7 protein-coding genes are annotated in these 12,684 nt (G+C 44.3%); 3 read left to right on the top strand and 4 right to left on the bottom strand.

All coding sequences use genetic code 11. The annotated features are described in order from the left end of the window. The first annotated feature begins 9 nt into the window (after positions 1-9). The gene (locus BLP33_RS04260; protein ID WP_090525188.1) at positions 10-2,202 is read left to right on the top strand and encodes a multicopper oxidase domain-containing protein; all 2,193 of its coding nucleotides are present in this window, start codon (positions 10-12) and stop codon (positions 2,200-2,202) included. A gap of 38 nt (positions 2,203-2,240) precedes the next feature. After that, a complete protein-coding gene (locus BLP33_RS04255) occupies positions 2,241-4,304 on the top strand; it encodes a copper-translocating P-type ATPase (protein ID WP_090525186.1) in 2,064 nt (687 codons plus the stop codon). 14 nt (positions 4,305-4,318) lie between these two features. Here BLP33_RS04255 and BLP33_RS04250 read toward each other — a convergent pair whose 3' ends face one another. Further along, complete coding sequence (locus BLP33_RS04250; protein ID WP_090525184.1) at positions 4,319-5,011, bottom strand: hemerythrin domain-containing protein; 693 nt, start codon at positions 5,009-5,011, stop codon at positions 4,319-4,321. A 234-nt stretch (positions 5,012-5,245) separates the two neighbouring features. Beyond that, positions 5,246-6,517 (bottom strand): glutamyl-tRNA reductase, encoded by a 1,272-nt coding sequence (gene hemA / locus BLP33_RS04245; protein WP_217633103.1) that lies wholly within the window; start codon positions 6,515-6,517, stop codon positions 5,246-5,248. 395 nt (positions 6,518-6,912) lie between these two features. Between hemA and BLP33_RS04235 the strand changes: the two genes are divergently transcribed. After that, entirely contained in the window at positions 6,913-7,365 is a 453-nt protein-coding gene (locus BLP33_RS04235; protein WP_090525181.1) for a pyridoxamine 5'-phosphate oxidase family protein, read from the top strand. Between the two features lie 231 nt (positions 7,366-7,596). Here the strand turns inward: BLP33_RS04235 and BLP33_RS04230 are convergent, their stop codons facing one another. Together BLP33_RS04230 and BLP33_RS04225 are read right to left on the bottom strand one after the other, a co-directional pair. Beyond that, positions 7,597-9,117 carry a RagB/SusD family nutrient uptake outer membrane protein gene (locus BLP33_RS04230; RefSeq protein WP_090525178.1) on the bottom strand — a complete coding sequence of 507 codons (1,521 nt, stop codon included), beginning with the start codon at positions 9,115-9,117 and terminating at the stop codon, positions 7,597-7,599. Between the two features lie 9 nt (positions 9,118-9,126). Then, positions 9,127-12,549, bottom strand: coding sequence for a TonB-dependent receptor (locus tag BLP33_RS04225; protein WP_139159925.1), 3,423 nt, complete (start codon positions 12,547-12,549; stop codon positions 9,127-9,129). Positions 12,550-12,684: the final 135 nt, after the last annotated feature.

Below are 12,684 nucleotides of genomic sequence, written 5' to 3'. Positions count from 1 at the left end.
TTTAATACTATGAAGAAGTTTATTTTATTGTTCCTTTTTTTGCTGCCTGTTGTCAGTTCCATTGCCCAACATTCGGGGATGAAAATGGAGTCTGCCGGTCAGAGCAAGCATCTTCCGTTTTTCACCAAGACAGGCAACCGGGAGATTTACCACTTATATATCAATGATACCACCGTTAACTATACCGGCAAACAGCGGCCGGCTATGGCTATAAATGGCAGTATCCCTGCACCCGAACTGGAATTTACCGAAGGCGATACTGCCGAGATCTATGTGCACAATGAAATGATGATGGAAACCTCTATCCACTGGCACGGGCTGATCCTGCCCAACCGGTATGACGGTGTTTCCTATCTAACTACCACGCCCATCAAGGCTGGTGAAACGCACCTATTCAAATTTCCGCTGGTGCAGCACGGAACCTACTGGTACCACTCCCATACGATGACGCAGGAACAAAGCGGGCTGTACGGGGCATTTATCATTCATAAAAAACAGCCATCCCCTTTAAAGGAATATACCCTGCTGCTAAGCGACTGGACCGATGAAAACCCGGAACAGGTACAGCGCCGGCTCCATAATGCCACAGACTGGTATGCCATCCGTAAAGGCAGTACCCAGAATTATTTGCAGGCGATACAAACCGGACATTTCAAAACAAAGCTGGCCAATGAATGGAAACGCATGACGGCTATGGATGTAAGCGATGTTTACTACGACCGTTTTTTCAGCAATGGCAAGGCCGAAAACCAAGCTCCCGAATTTAAAGCCGGCGACAAGGTGAAACTGCGGGTAATTAACGGAAGTTCTTCTACCTATTTCTGGCTTGGCTGGGCGGGCGGCAAACTAAAAGTTGTTGCCAATGACGGCGAAGATGTTCAGCCTGTTGAGGTGGACCGGATGATCGTAGGCGTTGCAGAAACGTATGACCTGATAGTTACTATCCCTGCCGATGGCAGTTATGAGTTCCTGGCGACACCCGAAGATCGTACCAAATATACGTCGCTTTGGCTGGGCAGCGGTGCCAAACACGCCGCTAAAAAGCTGCCTAAGCTGAAATATTTTGACGGCATGAAAATGATGAATGATATGATGGATATGCACGGTAACATGAAGGAAATGGAAGGAATGAAGATGACTACCCAGGTAATGGACATGAACACCGTGATGTATCCCGAACTTGACAAAGGCAAGCCGCCGGTTACCCTGAACTATGGTATGCTGAAAGCCCTTCAACCGACAACGCTTCCAACCGGCCCTACCAAAGTGTTCAATTTTGAATTAACCGGTAACATGAACCGCTATGTCTGGACGATCAACAACAAAACCGTTTCGGAATCTGACAAGATCCTGATTAAGCGGGGAGAAAATGTTCGTATCATTCTCTATAACAATACCATGATGCGTCACCCTATGCACCTTCACGGGCATTATTTCAGGGTATTAAACGGACAGGGAGAATACTCGCCGCTGAAGAACACCCTGGATATTATGCCGATGGAAAGGGACACCATCGAATTCCGTGCCAGCGAAAGCGGCGACTGGTTTTTCCATTGTCATATCCTATACCATATGATGAGCGGTATGGGGCGGATCTTCAGTTACGAAAACTCGCCGCCTAACCCCGAAGTGCCCGACCCGGCAGCTGGATTTAAGAAAGTAGCTGCCGACGATCGTAAATACTATGCATCGGCCAAACTGGGGCTGGAAACAAACGGCAGCGATGGCAACGCGGCTTTAGCAAATACCCGCTGGAAATTTTCTACCATGTGGCACCTTGGAATAAACAATACCAAGGGATATGAGAGTGAAACGATGTTTGGAAGGTACTTTGGCCGTATGCAATGGCTGTATGCTTATGCAGGATTTGATTATCATTATAAAAAAACAAACGAACAGGAAAAAAACCTGTTCGGTCAGCTCAGCAATAAAAACAACCGGCATACGGTAGTTGCAGGTTTGGCCTACACTTTGCCATTACTGTTTGTGGCCGATGCCCGTATTGATGGCAATGGCAAACTCAGGTTTCAACTTGGCCGGGAGGATATTGCATTGACCAGCAGGCTCCGGTTTTCTATAACAGGCAATACCGATAAAGAATATAGCACCGGACTGCGCTATATCGTTAATAAGAATTTTTCTTTCTCCAGCCACTATGACAGTGATATGGGCTTAGGCGCCGGATTAACATTAACCTATTAGTAGTTATCAGTAAGTAAAGCTAATTAATACAAACGACTATGGAACATCAGCATCATGAACACCAGCACGAAATGCCTGAAATGAAAGGGCACCAGCATCCACAACATCAGGAAGAAAATGGTATGGGGCATGGAGACATGGGCCACGCCGGGCATGATCACGGAGCCATGATCGCTGATTTCCGTAAGCGTTTTTACGTAGTGCTAGCATTCACCCTACCTATATTGGCGCTATCGCCCATGATCCGACACTGGCTGCACCTGCAAATTGGTTTCCCGGGCGACCGGTATATACTTTTTGCGCTGTCGACGGCAGTTTTTCTTTATGGCGGCCGGCCTTTTCTGACCGGGTGGCTTTCGGAACTAAAGGCGAAAAACCCCGGAATGATGACCCTGATCGGTTTCGCCATATCCGTTGCTTACCTGTACAGTGCGGCTACCGTATTCGGGCTTAATGGCATGGATTTCTTTTGGGAACTGGACACGCTTATTCTCATTATGCTATTGGGACACTGGATCGAAATGAAATCGATAGCCGGCGCCTCGCGCGAGCTCGAATTGCTGGTCCAGCTCATGCCTTCAGCCGCGCACGTATTTAAAGGAGACATTACAGAGGACGTGAAAACGGAAAGCCTGAAAGAAAATGACCTGATCTTAATTAAACCAGGCGAAAAGGTACCCGCCGACGGTATGGTGGAAGATGGCGAGAGTTACCTGAATGAGTCCATGCTGACAGGGGAATCTGCCCCGGTGCAAAAAACAAAAGGCCAGCGAGTGATTGCCGGATCGGTGAACGGTAACGGTTCATTAAAAGTTCGTGTTACACATAGCGGTAAAGATTCCTATTTGTTCAAAGTCATCGATCTTGTCCGCGATGCGCAAAACGCTAAATCAAACACGCAGTTGTTAGCAGATAAAGCGGCCCGTTGGCTAACTATCATTGCGCTCTTAGCCGGTATAACTACATTCGTGGTATGGATTAGCCTGGGGCACGACCTGGCTTTTGCCATGGAGCGAATGGTGACCGTTATTGTGATCTGTTGCCCGCATGCGCTCGGCCTGGCTGTTCCCCTCGTGGTAGCTAAATCAACATCCTTATCGGCGCAACATGGCCTGTTGATCAAAAACAGGACTGCTTTTGAAAATGCACGAAAGATCACTTCTATTGTTTTTGATAAAACCGGCACCTTAACTAAAGGAAAATTTGAGGTATCCAGGACGGTGCTTACCGGAGGAGTATTGAAAAGCGAAGATGAATTACTTAGGCTGGCGGGGGCATTGGAAAGCAATTCAGAACATCCGATAGCCACAGGCATTTTAAGTGAAGTTAAAAAAAGAAAACTAACCCTTCCCGAAGTAACACAATTTAAAGCGATCACTGGTAAAGGCGTTGAAGCGGTTACAGAGCAAAAGCACATCAAAGTGGTCAGTCCCGGTTATCTGAAAGAAAATAGTATCGGCCTTCCGGCAAATTTCAAGGTGTCCAGTAACGAAACAGTGGTATTTGTATTGATCGATGAAAAACTTGCCGGGTTTGTTGCCCTTGGCGATGCCATCAGGGAGGAATCAAAGGGAGCGATAGCAACCCTCCACGAAAACGGTATCAAGTCGATACTCCTGACCGGCGATAATAAGCAGGTTGCCGAAAGTGTTAGCACACAGCTGAAAATGGATGGTTTTTTTGCCGAAGTACTGCCGCATGAAAAACTGGAAAAGATCAAAGAATTACAGCAACAGGGCGAGTTTGTAGCAATGACAGGTGATGGTGTAAACGACGCCCCCGCACTTGCACAGGCCGACGTTGGCATTGCTGTTGGCTCGGGCAGTGACATTGCTGCCGAAACCGCCGGCATTGTGCTGGTGAACAGCAATCCTAAAGACATCGTTAACCTGATCCTGTTTGGTAAAGCCACCTACCGTAAAATGACACAGAACCTGGCCTGGGCAACAGGTTACAATGTGATAACCCTGCCACTGGCAGCAGGCGTTCTGTACAACCAGGGTATTATGGTGAGCCCGACAATTGGCGCGGTACTCATGACAGTGAGCACGGTAGTGGTGGCTATTAATGCCAGCCTGTTATCGATAGGAAACAAAAAATAGTGGGCAATTTGCAGTTAGGTGCCTGGCGTGAACCGGGCCAGCTCATAAATACCTAAAGACTTTTCGATACCGGCCACTTTCTCAACCATGTCTTCAAACCCGTTTTTGCCAAACAGTTTATGTTCGTTATTTTCAAATTCCTCACCCAGCGCGTCATATTCATGATGGGATACGATCTTGCGGAAGGCGGGGAATAAAATGGTATCCTCGCGCGCTTCATGCGGGCGGTACATCCTGTTGAAATTATTCAACAAGGTAATAAGCTGCTGTTTTTCCGTATCGGTCAGGTTTTGAGACTTAGTTAATTGCATGAGCTCATCCGTGATAGTACGCCCAGCCTTATGCTGCGCCAGCAACGTTTGTACAAGATCAGTTAACTGGTTGGCCTTTTGAAAACGTGGGAACAGATAGTTTTCTTCCTGCTTTTCATGGTAATCCTCAACAAAGGTGCGAATAATGCCAGCCGAGTTTAACAATGCTTCCATCGGGAAACCCTGCTTATCTATTAGGAGGCCTTTGCAATGGTCATAAATGAGCAGCACCCGGTTCAGTAAACCGTGCTCCTGCATAAGATCCTCGGGTGGCGATACTTTTTGATCCTCCTCATCATCGTTGTCATTACAAGCTGATAACAATGTCAGCCCGGTTAGTGACCCAATGGCGGCTGTCTTAATAAAATCCCTGCGGTGTTGATTTGCGGTTTCCATAGCGAAGTCAGATAAGATGATGATCAATGACTAACAAAAATCGTACTGTATCAGGCAATACTGCAAAATATGTTTAGTAATAAAGGTACTATGATATTTTGAACGCCGGAAACCCTCTTTTTCTTATTCGCTATTTAATAATCTCTTTCATGCCCCGGTTATATTCAGGCAAAATTGATATTACTTCCGTTTATCCGATAACCTCAAACATCTGCCTTGGCTGTCTATTGTTATTTATATTAACGTTCGCTCAGGATTTAATATGTTGGTTGGTAAACCCGGGGGCGACATAAATTCATTTAAAGCCTCCAGGTAATGGCAGCCGGCTTTGTTAACGCCTTTTATTTTTCCCGCTGTTCCGTTTAATATTTGCTGTATTCTTTGTTCATCCGTGGAAGATACAAAGCCCGCAACGCAGCCGGCGGATTTAGATTGGCTTAAACAAATGGAGGTTAACTGTTTTTTAATGGCATTCACCACTATGCAGCTTTTTCGCAGTTCGCACCATTCAACAAACCTGTTGATGAAATGGTTGTTGATCTCTCGCGCGGCAATAACCTGACTTTGCCTTTTCTGAATAGTTTCACTGTTAACAAGCGAGAGTTCGTCAATATTAACCAGTTTAATGTGCGGTAATTCTGATGCTGCGGGTTCAACATTGTTGGGTATTGCCAAATCTATGATCAGTTTTTCACTGCAATATTCAAGATCAGCTTTAAAAATTACAGGCGTAGCGCAAGCTGTGGTTACAATAATAACATCTGCAAGAGAAATGAGCGTTGGCAAATCTGCTATATGGCCATAACTAACGTCCATTTCTTCGGCAAGCCGCTCTGCCTTATCAACAGTCCTGTTAACCAAAGTAATACGAACCTTTTGTCCCAGGTAATCTTTAATGTTTTTACATGTACGCTGCCCCATTTTACCTGCCCCTACAATCAAAATATTTGTCGCATCAGCATGATATTGCTTAATGGATTGCAGAGCTGCAAATGATACGGAAGTAGTTCCTTTGCTGAGGCCCGTTTGATTTTTGATCTGCTTTGAGGCTTGCAAAACAGTATTATATAGCTTTTCTAAAAAGGTATTGATAAAACCGCGGTCTTTCGCAAATCTTACAGCCTGTTTAAACTGCCCGATAATTTCATAGTCTCCAAGTATCTGTGAATCTAAACCAGCTGCAACGTTAAACATATGTTCAACCGCGCCAATGCCTTCCTTTTTATAGCAGTGACCCTTAAATTCTTTTATTTCGCCATTGGTAACACTGCATAACAGATTAACCAGTTCATTTGGCGTATTGGTTACTCCGTAGATTTCGGTACGGTTACATGTCGACAAGATAAATAATGAGCTAACGCCATAATTACCGGCCTCTTTCAATATGGCTTCATATTGCTCGTTTGAAATTGCAAAACGGCCTCTAAGCCGGGCGTCCGATTTTTTATAATTAATTCCGACCGCGTAAAAATTTTCGATCCCAGTTATGCTGCTCTTATTATTCACGCTTTTAAAACTTTAAATTGTATAACAGGGAAATGACCGTTCGTTTACTGGCGGCATAGCTTACCTCAACTACTTTCATAACATTATTTTTATGAGGTAAAGTTGCGATGTTCGGCAGGTTAAAATAGTGACGGCCGTCACTTATACAATTGATTGTACACCCGAAACCGGTCCAATTGATTAATAAAGCAACATAAAAAACAATCACAGGTAAATATCCCTGTGATTGCGATGATGTACAACAGCCGGCAGATCGGGATGCATAACATGTATCACAACATCAACAGCTCGAGGGATACTGACACAAATGTGACGGCGATCATGCCCTTAACTGACCGGCAGCATTTTGTTTAAACAGTGATGAGCTTAGCTTTGGTCAATTAATATTCGCCGTTATGTTAGGAAAATTGGAACAACCGGAAATTGAAGCGTTGCTTAGCCGGCAGGTAATCGGCCGTTTAGGGTGTCATGCCCAGGGCACCACGTATATCGTACCCGTTAACTATGTATACAAGAACGGCGTAATCTATGCGCATTCCGGTCCGGGAAAGAAAATTGAAATGATGCGAAAAAACCCTAAAGTTTGTTTTGAAGTTGATGATATAAAAAACATCTTTAGCTGGAAAAGTGTCATAGCCTGGGGTACATTTGAAGAAATTACAGACATAGCGGAACAAGAGCAGACAATGCAGTTACTGATCCACCGGGTTATGCCACTGGTGGAACATGCTACAGACCATCCCTCCCATGGTATAACCGCAAATGAGTATGATATTGGCGACAAGATCGACCTGATCGTCTATAAGATCAGGATAGACAAAGTCACCGGCAGGTTTGAACATCATTGAGCTGCATAAATATAATCAACACGTTAATCTTTAGACTTTGTGCATTCTGCTTTTAGCTTTTATATAAAGTACGGAATTATACAGTTAAAAGCTTTTGGAATGGGTCAAACTCAAACTAAAGGAATGAGCCCGATAAAATACCGGGCTCATCACATGATTAATTAAGACTGTTGTCCAGATTTTGGCATGCGCTTCATTGACAGGCCGCCTCTGGCTTTTAAGATCCGGTTGCTATTTGTAATCCGGATTTTGTATAAGTACGCCTCCGCTCTTGTCAATTTCTGTTTGAGGCAGAGGCCAATGGTAAAATTTATCCTCAAAATGATAATTGATAAGGCTGGTTTTTACCGCGTTAAGTACCGGGCCGGCAATATGCCATCTTAACAGATCATAGTGACGCAAGCCTTCGAAAGCAAGCTCAACACGGCGTTCGTGCCTGATGCGTTCACGCATCTGATCTTTGGTATACCCGGCCGGGTAAGCCGGCATATTTACCCTTGCGCGCAAATCGGCCATAGCTTTATAAACTGTTGCATCAGGGCCGGCAATTTCATTTTGAGCTTCTGCATACATCAGCATCACCTCACCTAAACGCAGTATAACCGCATCCTGCTGGCTAAGGGTTGAAAAGCCGTAAGGGATATTATTCGGTTCGAGGAATTTGATAATTCCGTAACCTGTAGGCCTCAGGTTTGAAGGATGGTGAACTTTGCCAGGGCCAAAATAAACCGAATCGGCGTATACTGTTTTGGCCAGCCTTGGATCGCGGTTTTTGAACTGATTTTTGGTATCGGTTAATGGCGAAGTGCCATATGGTTGTCCGTCAGTACACTCGTAGGCATCTACCATATTTTGCATAGGCGCGCAGGCATCCCAGTCGCCGTAATACATGTCCCACGGAGCTGTATTGTTTGGCGCAAGGAAGTTAACCGAAAACATGATCTCGGTATTATTTTTCTGGGTTGCATCCCTGAAAATATCCTCAAAGTTGGTACTCAGTTTGTATTGTCCCATCAAGTCCAAACAAAGGTTTCGTACCTGGGTTAGCATGGCGGCATCAGGCGTACCGGTGCTGCCAAATGCTGCAAATAACAAAACCCTTGCCTTTAATGCCTTTGCAGATGAAGCTGCAGCGTGGCCGCCGTTAGCATAATATGCTGCAGCGTTCAAATTGGCAATACCATAATCCAGGTCGGCATTGATCTGGGCAAGCACCTGCGCTGCAGGTACTTTAGGTTGCTTTTGATTGCTGAGGTTAAGCGGTTCCACAACCAATGGTACATCACCATAAATGCTATATAACTGGAAGTATAGAAAAGCCCGGATAAACCTTACTTCGCCTTCATACACCTTACGCTGGCTATCAGATATATCTGAACCTTTATAAGTACCTAAATTTTGCAAAAACAGGTTTACCCTTGCGATGCCGGTATAACTATCGTTATAAATGGCTGTTTCATAACCGCCGGTTGTAGGGTTAAAGTTGCCCTGTACAAAATCCTTGGCAGCTCCCGAATTAAACTGATTATAGCCGTTATCAGTAAAGCCATCCCTGAAGCCCATGCCATAGGAAAATTCTTCTGGCTGAAGGGAAGCGTAAACCGCTGCCAAAGCCGCGTCAAAGTCTGCTTTCGTTTTATAGAAAGTTGAAGTGGCTATCTGATCATTGGGGTTTAGATCAAGAGCCTTTTTACATGCGCCTAAAAACAGCGATGCAATTAATATGATGGTTATTATAATTCGATTTTTCATGTGGGCTAATTAAAAGGAAACGTTCAAACCAAAAGAGTAGATTTTATTTTGCGGGTACTGCACCTGGTCGCCGCTACCATAACGCTCAGGATCAAGGCCTTTAAACTTGGTTATGGTTAATAGGTTATCACCGGCGAAATAAACCCTTAACCTATTGATACCCACTTTTTTGGTAAGCTGTGACGGCAGGGTATAACCAAACACCAGGTTTTTAAGCCTCAAATAAGATGCGTCCTGCAAGAAATAAGATGACCTGCGACCGATCTTATCAGGTGCGCTTTGGCCAAAATACAGACGCGGCATAGTGGTTGAAGGGTGCTCAGGCGTCCAGGCATTTAACCAATCGGTAGTTGGTGACGAGCCTTGTACAAATGGTATAGTGCCCCAACCTGATACATAAGATTTAACACCGTAAACGCCCTGCATCATGGCTGATAAGTCAAAGCCTTTAAAGCTGGCCGACAAGTTAAACGAGTAATTTAATTTTGGATAAACACCACCGATAATTGTACGGTCATTTTGATCAATTTTACCATCGCCATTTACGTCTCTATATTTTAAATCGCCCGGTAAGGTAGAATCAGAAAACTGTTTGGGAGAATTAGCTACCTCTTGCGCCGACTGGAAGATACCGATAACCTGCAGCATGTAGAATGAGTTCCACGGTTGCCCGTTTTGGTTGATGGTATAATCTCCAATTTCTGTTTGACCAAATTTCACCAGTTTGTTACGGTTATGATCAACGTTTGCACCTACATTAAAGGCTAAGCCCCTTAAAGCGCCATCAGTTATTACATTATTATACGATATACCAAGCTCAACACCCCTGTTATTTACCGATCCGTCATTAATGGTAGGTGCACTTAAGCCCACAGCTGCGGTAACCTGTGCCTGCCTCAAAATATCAGACGTTGTTTTATTATACCAATCGGCAGTTAAATTAAAGTTTTTGAAAATGGTAACGTCCAAACCAATATCGGTCATAGTAGTGGTTTCCCATTTAATGGCCGGATTGTTGAGGTTTTGCTGAGCTACGCCAGTTAACAGTGTCGAATTATCAAAAGAATAATTGCCGGTAAAGTTCAATAAAGCCTGATACGGATAGTTGGCACCATAGCCGTTCATTACTATGTTTTGATTGCCCAACTGTCCCCATGAACCTCTTAGTTTGAAATTATCCAGCCAGGTTAAATTCATGGCTTTTACTAAAGGCTCTTCAGTAACCCTCCAGCCGGCTGAAAACGATGGGAATACACCCCATTTGTTTTTACCGGCGAATTTTGAACTTCCGTCATCACGAATGTTGCCCTCTAAAAGGTAACGCCCTTTATAGTCGTAATTTACACGACCGAAATAAGACATTAAGGCCCATTGGTTACTGGTTCCGTTTGCGTTTTGAATATCAGAACCACCTGCGTTTAACTCCTGCAGGTCCAGATCGGCAAAGTTTTTACGGTAACCTGATAAGTACTGATATTTACTTTGCTCAATGCTATAGCCAAATTGTGCTTTAATATTATGCCCATGAAAATTGTGCGCATAGTTCAGGTAACTGAACAGGTTGGTATAAACGGTTTGCTCGTCCTGATCTGTTAAACCTTTACCCAGGTCAAGAGATGTTGCCAGTTGATTAGTGCGGAAATTATACTCATCCAGCGTAGCTTTAAAGTCCTTGTACTTATCCATGTTAAAGTTTACCGCGCCTTTAGTATACCAGGAAATATCTTTAGTAAACTGCACTTCAAACCAGCCCTGGGCGTTTACAGCGTAATCATTGGTGATCCTTCTGAAGTTTTGATCAAGTACAGCTATCGGGTTTTTATTGTTATACTCAAAGTCATAAGCTTTGTAGGTGTACCGCCCGCTACCATCAGCTAAATATGGACCATAAGTAGGCGCCTGCGACATGGCCGAAAGGAAAAGATCCATCGAAGAACCATCCCACTGACTTGGTGATGAAGGATTACCGGCTACAGCACCCCTGGTGCCTGATTTTAACAATACGTTGGTGCCGAATTTTATATGATCGTTAATCTTTGAAGTCAGATTGATCCGTGCGCTATATCGCTTATAATCAAAGCCCCTTTCAATACCGTCCTGGTTAACATATCCCAATGACACGTTATACGTAGTTTTTTCACTGCCTCCGTTAAATGTCAGGTTATGGTTTTGTGTTACAGCAGTCCTGAATATCAGGCTCAGCCAATCGGTATTAGGATAGCGTACCCTATCTGTAGCGTAACGATACAGATCGATCTGGTCCTGCGGATAAAGTGAGTTAGGATCTGTTGTGCCGCTGTTGATGCGTGCCTGGTTAAACATCTCCATATATTGGGCAGAGTTGGTCACCAGTTTAAACATCTTGGTCGGGCTGTTGTACCCTAAGTTACCATCGTAAGTAACAGACATTTGTCCGGCCTTGCCTTGCTTGGTTGTTACAAGCACCACGCCGTTGGCAGCCCTTGAACCGTATATTGATGCAGATGCAGCGTCTTTCAAAACAGATACATTGTCGATATCGGTTGGGTTAAGATCGCTGAAGTTACCGGGAACACCATCTATCAATACCAACGGATCAGAACCGGCGCCACTGAATGTGCTGTTACCGCGGATCCGGATAGATACAGCCTCATTTCCAGGCTCGCCTGAGCCTGTGTTGATCTGCACACCTGGTGCAAGACCTTCAAGCATAGATGCAGTGTTAACAACAGGGCGTTTATTCAACGTCTCGCCGGATACCGATGATACAGCACCTGTAAGGTTTGCTTTCTTTTGCGTACCATAACCAACCACTACAATTTCGTTTAGTGCCGATGTTTGCTCTTTAAGCGTTACATCAATTTTGGTTTGATTGCTTACAGGTACCTCCCGGGTAACAAAACCCACAAAGCTGAATACCAACACTGCGCTATTGTCATTCACAGTAACAGTATAATTGCCATCAATATTGGTCTGTACACCCGTGTTGGTACCTTTAACCTTTACTGTAACACCCGGTAAAGACATGCCTTTCTGATCTTTTACCGTACCGGTAATCGTTATTACCTGTACCGGTTTCTTTTCGGCGGGTTTGGGGGTAACTACAATGGTAGTGTTATTAATTACATAGCTAAAAGGCTGATCTCGGAAACATTGCTGCAATGCTTCTTCCAATCCCGCATCTTTAAGGTCGACGTTTACAGGAAGTGCCTTTTTTAGCATTTTGGAATTGTAGAGTACACTATATCCGCTTTGCCTGTGGATGTCTTTAAGCGTTTCAACAAGCGAAGCGTTATTTTTACTAAGACTTATCCTTTGCGCAAACGTGGTTGAGGCACTTACCTGAAGTATCGAAACCAGACACAAAAAGAACGACAATTTCATGATCAGAAATATTTTTGATACGGCACGGGGTATCTGCCCGCGCTTTAATGCAGTAGAATTTTTGTACATTTGAATGTTAGGTTAAATAACTGGTTGTGAGAAAAAATGATCGTTAACTGACCTGATTGCTATCCGTAGCTTGAGCCAGGGGCGGTGCGAACGCTCCTGGTTACTTTCTTTTTGGGATAGCATTATGTAAGTATG

Source organism: Mucilaginibacter sp. NFR10 (assembly GCF_900100445.1).
Taxonomy (GTDB): domain Bacteria; phylum Bacteroidota; class Bacteroidia; order Sphingobacteriales; family Sphingobacteriaceae; genus Mucilaginibacter; species Mucilaginibacter rubeus.
Note: the sequence above shows the minus strand (reverse complement) of the source record. Positions and strands in the feature narration are given on the sequence as shown.